Origin of the sequence: Pseudoalteromonas amylolytica, assembly GCF_001854605.1 — a bacterium.
GTDB classification, from domain to species: Bacteria; Pseudomonadota; Gammaproteobacteria; order Enterobacterales; family Alteromonadaceae; genus Pseudoalteromonas; species Pseudoalteromonas amylolytica.
On the sequence record NZ_MKJU01000027.1, the window covers coordinates 33,527 to 53,095 of the forward strand.

At 40.5% G+C, this 19,569-nt stretch carries 13 protein-coding genes; 8 read left to right on the forward strand and 5 right to left on the reverse strand.

Translation table 11 applies throughout. From position 1 onward, the window contains the following. Positions 1-18: 18 nt before the first annotated feature. Positions 19-1,374, reverse strand: coding sequence for a class II 3-deoxy-7-phosphoheptulonate synthase (locus BET10_RS12265; RefSeq protein ID WP_070985882.1), 1,356 nt, complete (start codon positions 1,372-1,374; stop codon positions 19-21). A 1,347-nt stretch (positions 1,375-2,721) separates the two neighbouring features. On the opposite strand from BET10_RS12265, the gene BET10_RS12270 reads away from it, so the two are divergent. Further along, positions 2,722-3,591, forward strand: a complete 870-nt coding sequence (locus BET10_RS12270) for a DNA replication terminus site-binding protein (protein ID WP_070985883.1) — start codon at positions 2,722-2,724, stop codon at positions 3,589-3,591. A 29-nt stretch (positions 3,592-3,620) separates the two neighbouring features. Here the strand turns inward: BET10_RS12270 and BET10_RS12275 are convergent, their stop codons facing one another. After that, positions 3,621-4,835, reverse strand: coding sequence for a replication protein A (locus tag BET10_RS12275; RefSeq protein WP_070985884.1), 1,215 nt, complete (start codon positions 4,833-4,835; stop codon positions 3,621-3,623). A 708-nt stretch (positions 4,836-5,543) separates the two neighbouring features. On the opposite strand from BET10_RS12275, the gene BET10_RS12280 reads away from it, so the two are divergent. From BET10_RS12280 to BET10_RS12290, 3 genes are all read left to right on the forward strand, one after another. Next, a complete protein-coding gene (locus BET10_RS12280) occupies positions 5,544-6,776 on the forward strand; it encodes an AAA family ATPase (protein ID WP_070985885.1) in 1,233 nt (410 codons plus the stop codon). Between the two features lie 15 nt (positions 6,777-6,791). After that, positions 6,792-7,754: a transcriptional regulator gene (locus tag BET10_RS12285; RefSeq protein WP_070985886.1), complete on the forward strand. Its 963-nt coding sequence runs from the start codon at positions 6,792-6,794 to the stop codon at positions 7,752-7,754. A 165-nt stretch (positions 7,755-7,919) separates the two neighbouring features. After that, the gene (locus BET10_RS12290; RefSeq protein ID WP_070985887.1) at positions 7,920-11,036 is read left to right on the forward strand and encodes a DEAD/DEAH box helicase; all 3,117 of its coding nucleotides are present in this window, start codon (positions 7,920-7,922) and stop codon (positions 11,034-11,036) included. A gap of 5 nt (positions 11,037-11,041) precedes the next feature. Here the strand turns inward: BET10_RS12290 and BET10_RS12295 are convergent, their stop codons facing one another. Continuing rightward, the gene (locus BET10_RS12295; protein ID WP_070985888.1) at positions 11,042-11,221 is read right to left on the reverse strand and encodes a hypothetical protein; all 180 of its coding nucleotides are present in this window, start codon (positions 11,219-11,221) and stop codon (positions 11,042-11,044) included. A gap of 75 nt (positions 11,222-11,296) precedes the next feature. On the opposite strand from BET10_RS12295, the gene BET10_RS12300 reads away from it, so the two are divergent. The 3 genes from BET10_RS12300 (at position 11,297) to BET10_RS12310 (ending at position 13,905) form a co-directional block, all read left to right on the forward strand. Further along, on the forward strand, positions 11,297-11,500 hold the full coding sequence (locus BET10_RS12300) for a hypothetical protein (protein WP_240503688.1): 204 nt from the start codon (positions 11,297-11,299) through the stop codon (positions 11,498-11,500). A gap of 25 nt (positions 11,501-11,525) precedes the next feature. Next, positions 11,526-12,212: a response regulator gene (locus BET10_RS12305; RefSeq protein WP_070985890.1), complete on the forward strand. Its 687-nt coding sequence runs from the start codon at positions 11,526-11,528 to the stop codon at positions 12,210-12,212. A 250-nt stretch (positions 12,213-12,462) separates the two neighbouring features. Beyond that, positions 12,463-13,905: a DNA recombination protein RmuC gene (locus tag BET10_RS12310; protein ID WP_070985891.1), complete on the forward strand. Its 1,443-nt coding sequence runs from the start codon at positions 12,463-12,465 to the stop codon at positions 13,903-13,905. 25 nt (positions 13,906-13,930) lie between these two features. On the opposite strand, the gene BET10_RS12315 is transcribed toward BET10_RS12310, so the two are convergent. Both BET10_RS12315 and BET10_RS12320 read right to left on the reverse strand, forming a co-directional pair. Then, positions 13,931-14,431, reverse strand: a complete 501-nt coding sequence (locus BET10_RS12315; RefSeq protein WP_070985892.1) for a hypothetical protein — start codon at positions 14,429-14,431, stop codon at positions 13,931-13,933. 1,046 nt (positions 14,432-15,477) lie between these two features. Then, the gene (locus tag BET10_RS12320; protein ID WP_070985893.1) at positions 15,478-17,082 is read right to left on the reverse strand and encodes an isocitrate lyase; all 1,605 of its coding nucleotides are present in this window, start codon (positions 17,080-17,082) and stop codon (positions 15,478-15,480) included. Between the two features lie 223 nt (positions 17,083-17,305). Between BET10_RS12320 and BET10_RS12325 the strand changes: the two genes are divergently transcribed. Beyond that, a complete protein-coding gene (locus tag BET10_RS12325; RefSeq protein WP_070985894.1) occupies positions 17,306-19,486 on the forward strand; it encodes a malate synthase G in 2,181 nt (726 codons plus the stop codon). Positions 19,487-19,569: the final 83 nt, after the last annotated feature.

Sequence of the window (19,569 nt, forward strand, 5' to 3'; positions counted from 1 at the left end):
CTTATGCGGCCTTTTCAGTTATGCTTTAGTGCGGGCATCTTTTAGTAAGTCTGCCACCAAGAATCCTAATTCTAATACTTGGTCTGCATTAAGCCTTGGATCGCACTGAGTACGGTATCTCTGAGCTAGGTCTTCATCAGATAGACCATAAGCACCGCCAGTACATTCAGTAACATGCTGACCAGTCATTTCTAGATGCACACCACCTGGGTATGAGCCTTCGGCCTTATGTACTGCAAAGAACTGGCTTATTTCACGTAGAATATTATTGAAGCTACGAGTTTTATAGCCGGTGCTTGCTTTTTCAGTATTACCATGCATCGGGTCAGATGACCAAATTACCTTGCGGCCTTCTTCTTGAACTTTTCTGACTAGTGCCGGTAACTTCTCTGGTAGTACATCAGCCCCCATTCGTGTGATAAGCGTTAAGCGGCCAGGAATGTTGTCAGGGTTGAGTGCATCGATAAGCTCGATCAGCTCGTCAGGTTTCATACCTGGGCCGACTTTAACACCGATTGGGTTTTTAATCCCACGGAAAAATTCGATGTGAGCATGATCTAGCTGGCGAGTACGCTCACCAATCCACACGAAATGCGCCGAACAGTCGTACCAGTCTCCGCTTAAATGGTCTCGTCGAGTCAGTGCTTCTTCATATCCAAGCAGCAGTGCTTCATGCGAAGTATAAAGGTCTGTTTCTTTTAAACTAGGAGCGACCGCAGAGACGATACCGCAGACTTCCATAAACTCTAGTGCATCTTGGATGCGGTCTGCGAGTTGTTGAAACTTTTCTTTTAGTGGATTGGCGGCAACAAAGCTCATATTCCAGCGATTAACTTGATGTAAATCTGCAAGTCCACCCTGAGCAAACGCTCTGAGTAAGTTAAGGGTGGCGGCGCTGTGATGATAAGCGGTCATTAAGCGATTAGGATCTGGGATTCTTGCCGCTTCAGTAAATTCAAAATTGTTGATGATGTCACCGCGATACGAAGGCAAGGCGATGCCGTCAATGGTCTCGAAGTCTGATGAACGCGGTTTTGCATATTGGCCTGCCATTCGCGCAATTTTCACAACGGGGCATTTGCCACCATAAGTTAATACCACTGCCATTTGTAGCAATGTTTTAAACGTGTCTCTAATATTAGCCGCGTTAAAGTCTGAGAATGACTCTGCGCAATCACCGCCTTGTAGCAAAAACGCTTTACCTTCACAGACATCCGCTAGTTGTTTATACAAACTGCGAGTCTCTTCAGCGAACACTAATGGAGGTGCGCTGTTAAGCTGTTTTTCGACTTCTTTTAATGCTGATTGATCGGGGTATTCAGGTTGCTGAACAATTGGATGATCTCTCCAACTGTCAGGACTCCATGGTTTCATTCTATTTCCTCATTCCAAGTAGTATTACTCAAAACTGAAAGTAACGTATAGACGTCTTGGCATCAAGGAAAATTTGACATTCTTTCACAATAAGAACACATCATACTTATTATTATATATTCGAAAAGGTCAGCATGCTAGAATATTTGATGTAACCAATTATCAATAAACTAGCAAAATCTAGATTTACGCTCCTACAACTCACTATTTTTATTCAGGACTAAGTCGGCTATTCGAGTGACTAAGCGAGTAGTCTATAAATCGAATGACATACTATGAGCTTCTATTGAGTTATGTTAAATCTCTTGTTTGCGATAGACATCAACATTCAGTGATGCCTTGAACACGAGACAAAACTGCGTACCATGCTTGCAAAGGTTTTATATGTACGCGCTGGGAGTAGTCTGCAATTGAGGCGTTATATGTTGAAATTACATTGATGAACTACACCCCGAAAGTGTGTCGTTAGTACTAGGCTTCATCTTGCCTAATGCTGGTCTGTATAATTGCAACTGTAAAACTCGTTTATTCGGTGCGTATATTTGAGGGAATTCCCCACTAACCTCCAAAAAGTCACATAACACAACGCTCCGAACGATTACTAAATGACGAGTGTTTAACTTTATCTGCTAAAGCAGTTGGCGCATGGGTCATCGAAATTAATCTGAGGAAAACAACCCTTAACTTATCTCAATACAGCGAGCCAATTTCCCCTACTTTCCAGGCCTCTGCAAAAAGCTTGATAATTCAATAATACTAGAGGGGTAAACGGCAGATACAATAGATTTAACATAATATCTTGAATGACTATAGTCCTGTTCTTTCATTGAGAATCGAAAAATAATGTCAGTATTTAGTCTTTGCATTGCAGTCATACATGGCTTGCTCTGCATGGAAAAGTAATTACGTATAACCCTTTCTAACTAGGGAATGCTTACTTGGCAATGATTAGCCCTCTCCTTTGTCGTCAATGAAAGTTACAACTAAGTCTGTGTAGCTGCTATACTTTACAAGGAACACATCATACTAGAACATCTGTCTCATCAATAGCTCATTATCTTAGAAACACGAAAATCCTCGCCTCTACATAGCAGTATGTTAGTACCAACTTACATTTCTCAATTCCTACACTTAATTCGTGTAGTTACTCTGGGCATGTGTTTTTTATTTGACCAGCCAACCAATAAATCGTGATTTTCACTATCACCTTAGATTGAATGGCGAACAAGCTAATATTTATAAATTAAAGAATATTTGCTATCCTACGGATAGAGAACACATCATACATAGTGTTACTCATTAAGGCATCTCGGCATCTAACAAACTTAAAGGATGATGTGTTCTACAATGACATCTAAATTTTCAATTCGCTCACAATTTGACTTACTTCACGAACAATTGTCTTTATTCTGCGAAGAGTTACAGCAGTCCGATATTATCAAATCGACATATTTTGAATTGCCAAAAATTGAAAAAGAGCAGGAAGAGAAAGCCCCACTGACTATTGAAGTTAATAAGGTTTCTGGGCAAGAAGCGACAAAAATGATAGTAAGTGCTTACAAAGATTTATTTATAGATCATAAGGTCAGCGGCAAGGTCGTTCAACGACATCCTGGAATCATTTCTATCAATGACCCCAAAGGTAATTTGCAAGCACGACTTAAAGCAGTAAATGAAGCGAAGCAGAAATTTAAAGAGCTTATTCTAGAAATTCCAAACAATGATGCTCGATTTGACGCCGTACATAGTGCGGTTCCATCATTGATCACCATAGCGGGTTATAGAAAGATCCATAGTGAAACAGCTATACCTTATTCTGTTAGATTCACATGGATGACCAAACACGCTACGCGTACACTCTCAAAAGAAGCCGCTTTAGATATGCTTTCTCGTTCATCGAACTACTCAAATCCTAGAATGATTGATCAGCAATCATGGCAGTCTCTAGTTGAGCAAGAAAAAATTCGCGTCAATAGTTTAGGTGCTAACAGTAAGTTGAGAATTAGAAGACCAACGAGAGTATCGCCAGAAGTTAATGTACGCTTTACTGCGCAAAAACGTTATCACGTTAGTGCTGCACTTCCATTTATATTATTTAATCCACACCCTGAAACAAAATTAGGAGACTTATCAAATTACGAAAAAGTTGATAATCATCCGAGAAAACGCGCGTACAATTTTTTGGTAGATCGAATTTACTTAGAAAAAGTGGATTAAAAAAAGCGCCTTGTGGCGCTTTCTTATATTTATTTTTTTACTATTTCTTCCAATGTGTCTTCATCTATCACCTCAGCATTTTCTACAATTCTTTTACCGCCTTGAATTTCGATGCGTTTGTGATGCTTATTCAGTGCAAGAATTTCTTCACAAAACTGCGCTGATGGATGCATTTCATAAACATAGTCTATGATTTGACCCGTTTTATCATCTTTTACATTGGTAATGTTATATTCTGAGATAGCGCCCTTCTCTATGAGATCTTTCATCGTAGTTGTCATGTCACGACGAAGCGCCTTTAATTTATTTTCAGAAATATCATCTGTTGAATAAATTGAACCATATTTTTCCATAATAGATAACAATCTAAAATGATAGGTTTTACCAGGAGCCGCATAGCGCCATAGGTGATATAACCTAAGCATCATCCAACGCGATAAACCACGTTTTAATTCTTGTGCACTATTAAAGTAGTATCCTTTGTACTCTAAGTTATCAATCATGTTGTGCACAAAAGCATTTAAACAGGCTACACATTTAATGTTTCCGCCCTGCCCCTTTTTACCACTAAAGTGTAGTGATGATAGAAAGTTCATATTCGACTCGTAGAACGAATCATCGATATCTGAATTTCGGGTATCTGTGGCAGAATATTTAAATGATAGCTTTGAACCTTGCAATGCTTCGAGTGATTCTTTTATCTGCGGATAAGGCATTGACTGACCAACAGCTTTTAGCTCTTGGGCCAATTCATTCATTGAGAAAATCACGGCATACTGGATACCAGATTTAAAATTAATTTTTACGATTTTGCCTTTAGATGCTAAACGAATTAACGCTCGTTCAACTTTCTCTTCACGATCCGATGGCCAAACCAAATACTCCATATCGTCGCCATCTTTTTTCGCGCTGACCACAGCTGGAGTAATTTTGATTTCGCCTTCATAAAGAATGCCATCAACTTTCTCAGAAATACGTCGGGTAATGATGGTCTTTTTAGGCGCATCTTCCAAAGGCAATTTTTTATGACCAGAGCGAACAAAGCGGCCCCAAAGATCATAATGATTGAAGGTATTCGAATAAGCTCTTAAACCATGGGCGGCATTTTCTATCGATATCCGAACATCTTTATTGTCAGTAAATAATGCTAGACTTTCATTATCAATCGCACTTTCCACACCATGGATCTGGCCTCGTAACGAATCAGGCAAGTTATCTACTGAGATGTTCACCTTTCGGCTCATTTTTCTACTTCCAAAATTTTATGACAGCTTATAACAACATATTCGTTCAAAAAAGTTAATGACTAATGTTAGTAAAAAACTGATCCAATCACTATTTTTTGTATGAGATCTGATTTTTACTAACTCTAGAAATTTCAAGATCACCTTTTTACTAACTTGGCCCAACTTATAGCGTTAGTTACTTAAAAAAAGGTCAAATAAGCATTTATAACAGGTAAGATCATTAATAACTGTGTATAACTCAACCATTACTTAGTACAGATCCGATCTGAACTAAGAAAAGATCCGATCTGTACTAACAAAATAGTCCGTTTTTGCTATTCAATGTTCATAACTAACTGATTTAACTTAGTATAAACTTGATCTCTAGCATTAAATTTGTGAATAACCTTGTTGATAAACTGTTCGTAAGCTAACTATCTGATTTTACCTTAGTTATTTCGTGATCTGGCAGTTGATAAAGATCAGATCTTTACTTCGTAAATTTATGATCTGTATTTTATAATCTTTTCTTTATTAATTATATAGTTAAGGTACTTTTTTATAGCTCTAATCTTTAATACCTATATTCTAGCCATATCTAAACTTTACTTACTTATACTTAAGTAAAAGAATTTATAAGTATTTTTTGGATGTCTTGGTGTTTTATTGTTTACTCCTTATTTGATGGACATTATAATGTTTACTATCAAGTAAAGGATATCGCGTATGTCAATTAATAACAAAGCACTCTCAACATATAGCTTATTAAAAGCAACTGCTGAAGTCGCAGAGCAATCGCTAGAAGGCCGTATTCAGCATTACAGAGCGCATCTTAAAACCGATGAAAAAGAGCTAAGAACTTATACCCAAAAAGCTGCAGCTGATTTACTGGGTTGCAATAATAGAACTCTCAAGAGAAGACATGATCAAGGTGATTTTGATCACTTGAACATTCAAAAAGGTGCAAATGGACATTACGCATATACTTTGGCCAATATCTTTGCAATGGCTGAAATCATGGGAGTTAACGCTGATCAGCGTAAAGAAGGCGATAAGTTGCAAGTTATTGTTATCAACTCCCTTAAAGGTGGCTGTGGCAAAACAACATCCTTAGTAAATATTGCAGCAGCCTTAGCTACAACCAATATTAAACGATACCGAATAGGGATAATTGATTTAGATCCTCAAGGTTCATCGTCTAGTTTCTTCCCCTCCAGTGACCCAGAGCCTATAACTGTAGGTGACCTTATGCGTGATTGTATTGAACTTGAAGAAAATGAAACTTGGCGTAGTGTCGTATCTAGTGCCTTTCAATGTACTCATATACCTAATATTCGCGTATTGCCATCAGGTATGGATGATTTTTATTTTGAACATGAAACAGCAACTGAGCTCAAAGAGAGCTCAGGATATGAGCAAACGCGGCATTACCACAAACTTTATGAAAAAGTGATTGAACCAGTAGAAGATGAATTTGACATTATTTTAATTGATACCGCGCCTTCACTTAACTTTATGTTTTATAATGCGTTAATGGCATCTACAGCAATGCTAATACCAGTACACCCTGAAGCGGTTGATTTTGATGCAAATAATAAATACCTGAAGCGATTAGGCGAGATATACCACACCGTAGCTGCGCTTGGGCACGATGGTTGGGATTTTATGCAATTCTTAGTCACCAATTATGTCAAAGGTAATCATTCCCAGCGTGATATCGTCAAGGATGTCCGTAGCGCATTTGGTAGACAAGTTATGAGTTATCCAATTAACCACAGCTCAGCGATTACCGCTAGTTCATCATCGTTTAATACGATCTTTGATCAAAAAACATCAGATAGCCTAGCAAGTCGGGAGTCGTTGTTAAAAGCACAAGAAAATATCAAAGATGTAGTGGATGAGTTAGAAATGTTGATCCGTTCAAATTGGCCTTCAACTCAATCAACACTGACGCAATAAGAATAAAGGTTTCCCATGGCAAAAAAACGTAAGAATGATACTCGATTAGACCCTTTTGCGTCTCCTGTTGAAGGAAGCAGTCTTGATGACTTACTCGATCAGGCGAAAGTCGGCGATGTGATCACCATGCCGGCACCAAGCGATCCTAATCGAACTATCACTTTGACATGTCACGTTATCAGACATAAAGATATCGAACTAAAAACAAAGGTTTATGGGCAGAATAGACGAGAGCAATCATTGCTTAATGAGCGCTCTGTTGCTGACATACTACCTGCCATTAAAAGTGACAAACGCAATTTGCACCCAGCACTGTGCTGGCAAAAAGACAATATCCAATGGGTTTTATCTGGGTCTCGTAGACGTAAAGCATGTATCTTTGCAGGTGCTGATTATGTGGTCTTATCATCGAATGATTTTAATGATGATGACGCTAAATTGCTTGCTGTTTCGTCTGATCAATATATCGCTCCCAGCCTTTGGGAGCTGGGCCAAGCTTACGCAGGTACTAAGCTTAAGTTACAAGAACAAGGTAAAAAAGGTTCATTTAGAGAAATCGCCGCCATTGAGGGGGTTTCACATACAGCGATTGCGGACGCTATCAAAGCCTATGAGCATATTCCGAAGCATGTTTTAAATTTGTATCCCACAGCCAACCATGTTGGTCGTGAGGCAGCTAAAAAAATAATTGAAGCCATTAGCTTAGATCCTGAGATGTTTAACAACATGATCCAAGAGGTGAGCACTCAGCCCTTTATGTTCGAAGAGATGACCGACGAAAAGCGTGCGTTAATGATAACAAAATATCTAACCACCTTTGAGGATAAAGCGCATCGTAATGAATCTCTGCTGGAGAGCGATTTTGTGAAAGTACAAAGGAGCTTAAAAACAGGCGATATCACCATAAAAATTGATAATCGTGTTCTTACAGGAAAGCGTTTAGAGCATCTGCAAAAAATCTTGTCTAGCTATAATTAGCTCATAAATAAGCCAAGCAATACTGAATGATTGCTTGGCTTACGTTTAAACTGACATTCTCTGCTCCAACCAGTAAAATACCCGCGTTAAATCTGCGTCTAGCCCTTTTGCTTAGTGCTTGGATCCCATATACTGGGCGGATTGGTAAAGTTTTGTGTCGTGCTGATGTCTACGCAGTTGTCTAAAGAACAATTGCTTGCCTTGTTTGAAGAAATCAAGCAAGAACAAGCAAATCAATTTCCACTTTCAGAGCGCTTTTTGAAGCAGTATTTTAATGCTCAAATGCTGAGTAAAGCTAAAGAGTATCTCAAAGACTCGCAAATTAGCTTTCTCGAACACAGCGATGATTTTTCAAAGATCGACGCGCAAATTATTGGCAACTATGGGAATACTTTCTCTCAGCACATTACTATAGAGCACAATACGCGTGGGGTTCGCGTTGAAGCCCAGTGCACGTGTTCAAGTAATGCCAAATGTCGCCATATTGCAGCTGTATTACTCAAGCTAAAAATTGAACACTCTGGCGGGTTTGGTGAGGCGTATCTAATCAATGATTGGTTTAATGAGTTAGAGCAGTTACAGTTAACCAAGCCCTCAGATATCAACAATGTTTTATTATTTTCTTTAGAGCTACATGGCGGTGAACTGCAGGTGATGCCAAAGCTGAGTGCTTTTAGACCTGATGGTCATTATCCTCTGGGACGGCCACTTACAGAGCAACAGATTAACAGTCAGCTGCCACCACCTGGCGTATCGGATGAAGACTTTAGATTGTTCACTTGGATCCGCTCCCAAAACTCTCCTGGCCACTTCGAATTAAGTGGTGCATGGGGATATGCCGCGCTTCAACAACTCTTACATACCAACCGCTTATATTTTCAAAATGATCGCACTCCCTTATCTTCTGCTCATCAACAAAACTTAAAGTTTGTTTGGCAGCAAGATAGTCAATACGCGCAACTTAAAGCACAACTATCTAATACTGAGCACTGGCTGCTGCTAAAAACAGATCCTCCTTATTATTTGGATACAGAGCGTATGTTGGTTGGCCGAATTAGCTCAGAGCTTAGTAGCGAAGAAATTGCACACCTATTGACGATGCCATCAGTTCCTATTGAACAGCTGATTCAGGTTGCTACACGATTTGCTGAGCTATATTCTGATGATTTAATTCAAGCACCAGCTGGAATGACTCATGCAGGTGTATCGAATCTATCTCCGAATGGTCATCTAACAAGCCGCTTGAGTGTCAGCTCTTCTAGCGATGGTGTCCGCCTTAAACTTACCTTAGACAATTCAAAGAAATTGTCTAGAAATGAAGTTGCAAAGCAGAGAAAAAGAAGTGAGCAGTTGCTTACTGGTTTGGGGTTGAATAATAAAGATGGGTTGTTTTCATTGCCTGTTGAAAGTGAACAAGCGGAGCATTGGTTTAACAATGAAATCCGCCCACACTTGCTTAGCAAAGGTTGGATAGTCGAAGAACTCAATGAAACGAGCTTAGTCACTGAACCTAAAGTTTCGTTATCGATAAGGCGTGATAGGCATCACCATATTCTTGGCAAAGTACAATTTGATGATAAGACCGTTTTGCTAGATTGGGATGTGAAGCCGTGTCTGGAGATAAACGAACTGGCAAGCCAATATCAATATGTGAAAATAGCGGAGCAATCATATGCTGTTCCTAGTGCAAGTTATGAACTGCTGATTAAATTAAAAGAACGTTTTAGCTACTATCTTTCTAATAGCCAATTTAAGTTCCCTTTATATTTCGCTAAAGATCTATTCAATTTGAAAGATGTTGCGGTTAGTTGCGAAGATAAGCGATTACTGGAATATCTAGATGAACTGAATCATCCCAAAGAAACAAGCAATCTCATACCAGCGAGTACAAATCAGACGTTTACACTGAGGGATTATCAAGAGCAAGGGGTGAACTGGCTCAGGTTTCTTAATCGGCATCAGCTAGGTGGTATATTGGCTGACGATATGGGCCTTGGTAAAACATTGCAAGTTATCGCTTATTTTATAAATCAGCATAATACCTTGGTTAATATGCCGAGCCTGATCGTTTGTCCAACTAGCTTAGTTGGTAACTGGCAGGCCGAGTTCGCACGTTTTGCGCCTCATTTAACGCTGACCACGGTGCATGGTAGTAATCGCGAAATGCAGTTAGAGACAGTGCATAAAGCTAAATTTATTCTAACGACCTACCCGCTTCTAAAGCGTGATTTAGCGTACTACAAGGCGTTAGATTTTGATTCAATTGTACTGGATGAAGCGCAGTACATTAAAAATGAATCAGCGCAAATTTCAAAGTGTGTAAAGCAGCTAAAGGCACAGTTTAAACTCTGCTTAAGTGGTACTCCGGTGGAAAACAATTTGTTGGAGCTTAAGTCACTGCTAGACTTTGTTATGCCCGATATCTTAGGTACTCGACAACAATTCAAACAGTATTTTCAATATCCTATTGAAAAAGAACAAGATACAGCGCGAGCGAAGGAGCTACACAGTGTCATTGCACCTTTTATTTTACGTCGCACCAAGGCGCAAGTGGTACAAGAGCTTCCAGCCAAAACTGAATTAGTTAAAGAGTTAGAATTTTCACCGAAACAAGCGCAGCTATATGCAAGTGTGCAGCAACAAGTTGAGAGCAACCTGTTAAACCTATTTAAAGAACAAGGTGTGCAGCGCAGTAAGTTAATGTTTTTGGATGCATTGCTTAAGTTGCGGCAGATCTGTTGTCATTCTCAGTTAGTTGACAAACAAAGCGATGCTTCAAGCGCAAAGCTGGATTGGCTGAGTCAACATTTACCCATTATGTTAGAACAAGGACGCCGGGTCATTATTTTTAGCCAGTTTACCACGGTATTGGATTTAATCGCCCAACAGTGCACTGAGCTTGATTTACCCTACACCATGTTAACAGGACAAACTAGGCATAGAGATAAAGCCATACAAGCCTTTACAAGTGGTGAATGTAACGTATTTTTGATCAGTCTCAAAGCCGGTGGTACGGGGCTGAACTTAACTCAGGCTGATACGGTGATCCATTTTGATCCCTGGTGGAACCCCGCTGTCGAAAACCAAGCAACTGATAGAGCATATCGCATTGGCCAAGACAAACCTGTGTTTGTTTACAAGCTGATAATGGCAAATTCAATAGAGCAGAAGGTCTTCAATATGCAGGTTCAAAAACAAGCGTTGGTTGATGCATTGTTTGAGGATAAATCTATGAATTTAAATAAATTTGATGAAGAGCAAATGTTGTCTTTATTGCGCTGATGCAATTAATTGATAAAGTTTGAATTTAATTTTGAACTAAATCTCAATGTGGGCAGTCTATAATTATGCTTGTTGGTAGCGATGAGCATTTGTTGATTTCCCCCTTGATTACCATTTGTAATAAAGCCAGCGAAAGCTGGCTTTTTTGTTTCTAGCATTTTTTCTTGTACGGTTCTAAATTCCATATTTACTCCACATTGTTAGGTTGAAATATCAACACTGATAATTTAACCCTGCTAGCAGGTGTCCGGTTAATCAAAATGAAAGGATACACAAACATGTGTGGTGAAACGGCTTCTACCGAACTGAAATTTATAGAACCACAATCACAATATGATTACGATCTATTAGATGAAGTAGCTAAAAGCGAGGATCTCAATAGTATTCTAACCATGTTATTATTAGACGACACTTTATCTGATTCATTACGTCGAAAGGCGCTCAAGCAATTGAGGGCTAAGTAGAATATAAAACGTCCAAAGAGGAACTATGCACCATATTTTAATTGTTGAGGATGACTTCGATATTGCAGAGCAAGTTATGTTGTTCTTTAAAGCCTCTGGCTTTCAAACTACTCATATTGCTGATGGTGCACAGGTCGTGCCTTGGGTGCAAGACAACCAGCCCGATGCAATCGTGATGGATATAATGCTGCCCAATCAAGATGGTGTGGAGTGCATGAAGCAAATTAGACTGTTCTCTATGGTTCCGATTGTGATGATGACAGCGAAGGTTGCAGAAGCTGACAGGCTCAAAGGGTTAGAATTCGGCGCTGATGATTATGTGTGTAAGCCATTTAGTGCTGCAGAGTTGGTGATGCGCATCAAAGCTATTTTAAGGCGCTGTTTACCCACAGCAGAGACTCAGCAGAAGGTGATTGTGGACGAGTCACAATTAAGTGTCGCTATTTGCAACAAATCACTTTCGCTGACGAAAGTTGAATTTGACGTGTTTGCCTTGTTGTACAATGCCCCGAGTAGAGTATTCTCTCGCCAACAAATCTTAGACTTTATTCAGCCGGATAACTTTGATATCTCGGACCGTGTCATTGATAGCCATATTAAAAATATCCGTAAAAAGGTTAAACAATTAGGTTTTTCAGCCAAACTCATTGGCTCGGTGTATGGTGCCGGTTACCGTTATGACGCGCAACAACTGGAAGATGGCACTAGTTAACCTCTGCTGCACGTAAGCAAGTTTTTCCAATAAAGCTAATGTGCCTCTTTTCGTTACTTTCATTTTTAATAACTTGCTATTACTCAAAATGCCATGATAATGGGCGAAATATCATCATTGGATGCTAAAATAGCAAAGAGTTAACTGCTCATTTTATCAAAACTCTTATTTACAGCTGAGGTTAATTAAGTGCTTGTAACGACTCACTAAGGTATCATCAGCTATAAGAGAAATATCTTTGAGATAAAGTATGCTTGATGCCGTTATATCACAAATAAGTTGGTTCCATGTTGTGTCTGTGGGCGTTGGTACGCTGCTTGCCCTTCCCTGGTATTTGATGCAGCGACAGCGACTTTCTTCACAATTATCTACCCTAGAACAAAATCTAGCGCAGCAGGGATCACAAAGTTCCATACTTGAGCAACAGCTTGCTCAGCTACAAGATGATAAGCTGCAGTTGCATGGCCATTGTCAGCAATATCAAGCTCGATTATCTGAGAAGCAACAGCAGGCTGAGCAATATCAACGGTTATGGCAGCAATGTGAACAGTCACTGGCACAAAGCCGAGAGCAATCTCACGGACTGGAAATTGAACTGACAGATTTGAAAACCACTCTTGAACAAAAACAACAAGCTTTTGATGCCCAAATCGCTCAGTTAGAAAAGTCGAAAGCACTGCTAAAGCAAGAGTTTGAAAACATAGCAAATCAGATATTTGAAGAAAAAACTGCGCGCTTTAATATTCAAAGCCAAGAACGGTTGAGCCAGATACTGCAACCAGTACAAGGTGAGTTGAAGGGCTTTCGAGATAAAATGGAAGCCATTCATAGTGAAGAATTAAAGCAAAGAGCATCGCTAAAAACTGAACTGATGCATTTACAGGCGAATAATAAGTCAATTACAGAGCAAGCTGATAGGCTGACTACTGCGTTACAGGGTCAGAAGAAAACCCAAGGTAATTGGGGAGAGTTAATGCTTGAAAATGTACTGGATAGCGCTGGGCTAAGAGCTGGCTTTGATTACAAACGAGAAGTGTCATTTACCACTGAGCAGGGAAAGTTTCGTCCCGATGTGATTGTGTATTTGCCGCAGCAACGGCATCTAGTGATAGACGCTAAAACATCACTCAATGCCTATACTCGTTATGTTAACGCGGACAGTAATGAACAAGCGCAACGCGCTTTGGTTGAGCATTGTCAGGCTATTCAGGCCAGAATAAAGGAGCTGGGAGACAAATCCTACGAGCGGTTACCTGGGTTGAATTCTCCCGAGGTCGTGATCATGTTTATCCCTGTAGAGTCTGCTTTTGTGGAGGCAATAAAGCATAACCCAGGGCTTTATCAGCAAGCGTTAGACATGAATGTATTAGTTGCTACACCAACTACTTTATTGACGAGCCTCAACATTGTTAAACAATTATGGAAGTTTGAAGAACAAAGCAAGCACAGTAGAGAACTTGCACAAAGAGCTGAAAAGTTTTACAACAAGCTTAATGCTTTTTTAAATAGTATGGATGGTGTTGGCAAACAATTAGACAAGGCAAAAGAAAGCTATGATAAAGCTTTCGCTCAACTATATAGCGGTAAGGGTAATTTAATAAAGCAGGCTTCTGAATTTAAAGAGCTGGGCGTATCGGTAAATAAATCTTTGCCTTGTGAACTGACTGAAAAGGCTCGCCTAGAGCTGGAGTAATGTTAACCCCCTTTACACTGGCAAATTAGCCAGTGTAACGGTTATTCGGGTTGCTACATTGCGCATATGTACCGTTGCGGGGTTTGCCAACAAACAGGTTTATGTTGAGGTTATAGTGGTTTACATCTCGCCATATTCGACTGTTGGTCGAAGGACATAGTGACCCTTTTATGTATTGTGTTAACTGTTGCTCACTCATCGCCAATCGATTCGGCATTTCAATCAAAATATTGATGTCTGAATTTGTAAATTCCGCATCGTAGAACTGCCAGTTCCCCATAATGAACTGTTTTGAGAAATAACGAGAAATCCTTTGTTTTTGCTCTTTTTCAAGCACTGGTATATCACGCCCGTGGGATGTTTCTAACAACTTTGCCCAAAGCATTGCAAAAATGGCAAAACCAATAAGTAGGGTAAAAATGATCGTTGCACTTTGTCCATTTTTTTTCGCTGGCGCTTGTTGCTTTTTAGAGCGCGATTCTACAATTTTGGCCCAGTCTCCATGTTTCATGGTGCGTTGTGTCATTCATTTGTCCTCCGTCTGTGGTTGCTATTAGAAGCAAAAAATGTGTAAGAAAAATGGAGCTATTAAGGAATCAGTCAAAAGATTATGGAAGTGAGAAGCTTTAGTGTTCCTGAACAAATAAGGAGAAAGTTAAAAGATTGCTTTTAGAGCAAAAAGATACTGCGTGCAGGCCAACTTAGATCTGCAGCAATCAATCAGCATGCTAGTGTGTAGCCAAGTTAGTAATAATCTGATCTGCATGTGTTACCTTATCTGTTTTAGATATTCACTGCTATCGTCTGCAAATAGCTGAACATTTGGAGTACACCATTTGGATGAAGGTCACTAAATCCAGCCTTTAAAGCCCAGATCACAAATTTACTAACTAAAATTCCTTTGAAGCATGATTTGTAGTTTTGTGTAACCCCTTACTTCTTCTATTCTTTTAAATTCAAAGGCATGTAAGTTTTTTGCGTGCTTAATAAACTGGAAAAAGCCATGTTATTGATTGATAAAGGAATATATACTAATTCGTTTACTGACGTTATTATGACAAGCGCTCGTTATATACAAAGTAGGGTAAGTCATCTGTATTACAATAAATCTGCATGTAATTTGGTGTGTTTTTTAGTTATTTTTTTTGGCCAGGCTATATATACCGTGTTTTAATAGAGGAACACAGTAAAATGTAAAGGGGGTTTACAAGTTGAGTATTTGGCAACAATGTGACCTGCTAACATTATTAATCAATGAGTTAGTAAAATTTCGGTTTACCAGCTTGTGAGTTGGTAAAATTTTGGTTTATTTACTCTGCAAGTTAGTAAAATAGTGTTCCAGCACAATATAGGTTAGTAAAATTTTGCTTTGTAGCGTGACCAAATGATAGTGAGTATTTTCAGATGGTCGATAATGTGCTGCTTTTTCCCTTGTTTTAGTGCCTAAAAAGCTGAGTTTACTCTATATATGGCCCTGTTATGATGATTTAGTAAAATTCTGATCCATTACTTGCAGAGCCATTAAAAAAGGGGCCTATCGGCCCCTGAGTTAAGGAACAACCTTGATTGGTATTAGAATTGGTTCATGGTGTTTGCTTCTCCCCCCGCTTTGAGAGCGTTTTCTCCAGAGAAGTACTCTTTATGTGTATCACCAATGTTAGAGCCGGCTAAATCTTGGTGCTTAACGGATGCTTGCTCACGACGAATTTCTTGTCGCTGTACATCTCGCACGTATGCAAGCATACCCAAGTCACCAAAGTAACCTTCAGCCAAAATATCCGTGCTTAATGCCGCGGTGTGGTATGTTGGTAAAGTGATTAGGTGGTGGAAAATCCCTGCCTCACGCGCACCATCGCGTTGGAAGTTTTGTACCAATATGTCCGCAGCCGCTGCCAGTTCTGAGTTATCCAACTGAGGGTCCATAAGTGCTTTTGCATCTTGACTTGGGTCTGGGTACTGAGAAAGATCCCTCCCCTCTTCTTGCCACTGTGCATATACTTGTTCGCGGAATTTCAGCGTCCAGTTAAATGACGGTGAGTTGTTGTATACAAGCTTTGCGTTTGGAACTTGCTCTTTAACTCGATTGACCAGTTCAGCTATTTGTTGAACATTAGGCTTTTCTGTTTCAATCCAAAGGAGGTCTGCACCTGACTGAAGGCTAGTAACACAGTCCAGTACTACTCGGTCTTTTTCTGTGCCAGCTCTGAATTGGTATAAGCCATTATCTAAGCGAACAGGTTTGCGCAGTTCTCCGTCGAGCTTAATGGCCATTTCTCCATCTTGAAGATCGTCTGCACTATTAACTGGTGTGGTGTCTAAAAATGCATTGTATTGACTAGCTAAATCGCCAGGCGCTTTTGATACGGGTATCTTTTGCGTCAGGCTAGCTCCTAGCGAGTCTGTACGTGCCACGATGATGCCATTTTCTACGCCTAGCTCAAGGAAGGCGTAGCGCACTGCGTTGATTTTAGATAAGAAATCTTCATGCGGAACGGTTACTTTGCCTGCTTGGTGACCACACTGTTTTGCATCAGAAACCTGGTTTTCGATTTGAATCGCACACGCGCCTGCTTCTATCATTTTTTTTGCCAGCAGGTAGGTTGCTTCTTCGTTACCAAAACCGGCGTCAATATCGGCGATGATAGGAACAATATGCGTTTCAAAGTTATCAATTTTTTCGACAATTGCGCTGCTATCCAAGCCCTTAGCATTGGCCTCATCCAACTCACGGTAAAGGTGATCTAACTCGCGAGCGTCAGCTTGCTTTAAAAATGTGTAAATCTCTTCAATCAAGCTTGGAACTGCTGTCTTCTCGTGCATACTTTGGTCTGGTAGCGGGCCAAACTCTGAGCGCAATGCAGCCACCATCCAGCCACTTAAATAGACATATGAGCGTTTGGTTGTTTTTTGGTGCCTTTTGATTGCCATCATCATCTGCTGAGCAGTAAAACCATGCCAGCAGCCTAATGATTGAGTGTATTGACTGCTATCAAGATCATAAGCACTCATGTCTTCGCGCATGACTTTAGCGGTATACTTGGCAATGTCCAAACCCGTTTTAAAGCGGTTTTGCAAGTGCATTCTACTGGCAAACTCTGGACTGATTGATTGCCAAGTTTTACCTTGTGTTTGGCAAAGGGTCGCGAACTTATCTAGCTGTGATTGATAACGAGTCATAATTAAATTCCTTCGAACGGGTTAAATATTTTTTAGTTGTGAGAGTTGCGCACTGGTCTAGCCACTGGCGCTTAATTACACACTAGGCCCGAAATCTAGATTTTTTAAATTTATAGTTGTTATTGCGAGTATATTTTTCATGAATGTATTTTGGGGTTTGTTTTGTGCTCAAATGCGATATGGTTATTTTAAACTCGTTCAAAATCGACTTAGGATCACCGTTATGCATGCAAGCGTACAAGAGGCAGGATTGACTATCGATCAATGCCTATATGACTTTGTAAATCAACAGGCTTTGCCTGGCACAGGGCTTACTCAGGAAGCTTTTTGGCAAGGCTTTGCCTGTATCATCGACACACTCTCACCCTTGAACAAGGCACTGCTTAGCAAGAGAGATTTGTTGCAACAGCAAATAGACGCGTTCCATCAACAACACCCTGAATGGGATGCGCTACAGTATCGGACATTTTTAGAAGATATTGGTTATTTACATAGCGAACCTGAAGATGTTGGTATTGATACTCTCAATGTTGAACCTGAAATTGCCCTTGCCGCGGCACCTCAGCTGGTAGTACCGGTAAGTAACGCTCGATTTGCATTGAATGCTGCAAACGCTCGCTGGGGGTCTCTGTACGATGCTTTGTATGGCACGGATTTACTGCCTGAAGACGATGGTGCAGAAAAGACATCGGCTTATAACCCTGTTCGTGGCTTTAAAGTAATGGCGTATGTGCGTCAGTTTCTAGACCAAGCGTTGCCTCTTGCTCATGGTTCACACATCGAAAGTAGCGGTTATGCGGTGTTAGATGGCAAGTTGGTTGTCACATTAAATGATTCGACACAGGTTGCATTGGCGTTTGAAGAGCAATTCGTTGGTTATCAGGGACAGCCACAAAACCCCACCGCGATCTTGTTAAAACACCATGATCTACATATTGAAATTCAAATTGATCCACACAGCACTATCGGACAGGCCGACAAAGCTGGAATAAAAGATGTGCTACTTGAGTCTGCACTGACAACCATTATGGATTGTGAGGATTCGGTAGCGGCAGTTGATGCGCAAGACAAGGTTCTGGTGTACCAAAATTGGCTGGGGCTGATGCAAGGTACATTGTCTGAGTCATTTTCAAAACAAGGACAAACGATCACACGTCGATTGAATGACGATCGACACTATATCAGCAAGCATGGCGAGTCAATCACGCTAAAAGGCCGCAGTATGATGTTTGTGCGAAATGTTGGGCACTTGATGCGCAACCCCGCAATAGTTGATAAGCATGGTGAGCAAGTATTCGAAGGGATCATGGATGCGGTGATCACCGCACTGTGCTCACTGCATGACCTCCAAGGCTGCAGCTCAGTTCATAATTCAAGTGCGCAAAGCATCAATATTGTTAAGCCGAAAATGCATGGCCCTGAAGAAGTCGCTTTCACAGAGCAATTATTTAGTGAAGTTGAAGCGTTGCTAAGGCTACCGCCCAATACCATAAAGTTGGGGATAATGGACGAAGAGCGCAGAACATCAGTGAACCTAAAGGCGTGTATTGCACAAGCGAAATCCAGAGTTGTGTTTATCAATACAGGGTTTTTGGACCGCACGGGCGATGAAATTCATACCTCAATGTTTGCAGGTCCTGTGTTACCAAAAGCACAGATAAAATCTCAACCTTGGATTGCATCATATGAAGATCGCAACGTCGATATTGGGCTGGCGTGTGGATTCAGTGGCAAAGCACAAATAGGTAAGGGGATGTGGCCCATGCCTGATAAAATGGCATTGATGATGCAGCAAAAGCAGGCTCATCTTGAAGCGGGAGCAAACACCGCATGGGTGCCCTCGCCCACCGCTGCGACCTTACATGCGATGCACTATCACTTTGTGGATGTGTTTGAAAAGCAACGTGAACTAATGACTCGCCAACAGGCTTCGTTGGATGATTTATTAACGCCACCTCTATTGTTAGATAGAGCACTGAGCAAAGAGGATATTCAAGCCGAGTTGGATAACAATATTCAGGGTATTTTGGGATATGTTGTACGCTGGATAGATCAGGGTATAGGTTGTTCTAAAGTGCCCGATATTAATCATGTAGGCTTGATGGAAGACCGAGCAACATTGCGGATTTCAAGTCAGCATATAGCAAATTGGCTAAAGCATGAGATCTGTAGTGTGGAACAAGTGAAGCAAACATTTGCGCGTATGGCCCACGTTGTTGATAGTCAAAACCAACATGATACGAATTACCGTCCAATGGCCGTGGATGAACAGTCTTTAGCAACTAATTTAGCTTTTCAAGCTGCACAAGAGTTGGTGTTTAAGGGAGCACAACAACCCAATGGTTACACCGAACCCCTGCTACATGCGTACAGACTGAAGTATAAAGCGCAGGCTCAAAAGTAACATTGACGAATAAAGAAACAGCCCTGTTTACACAGGGCTGTTTCTTTTGTAGGGTCAAAAGTGCTTGCCAAATATATCTTGTT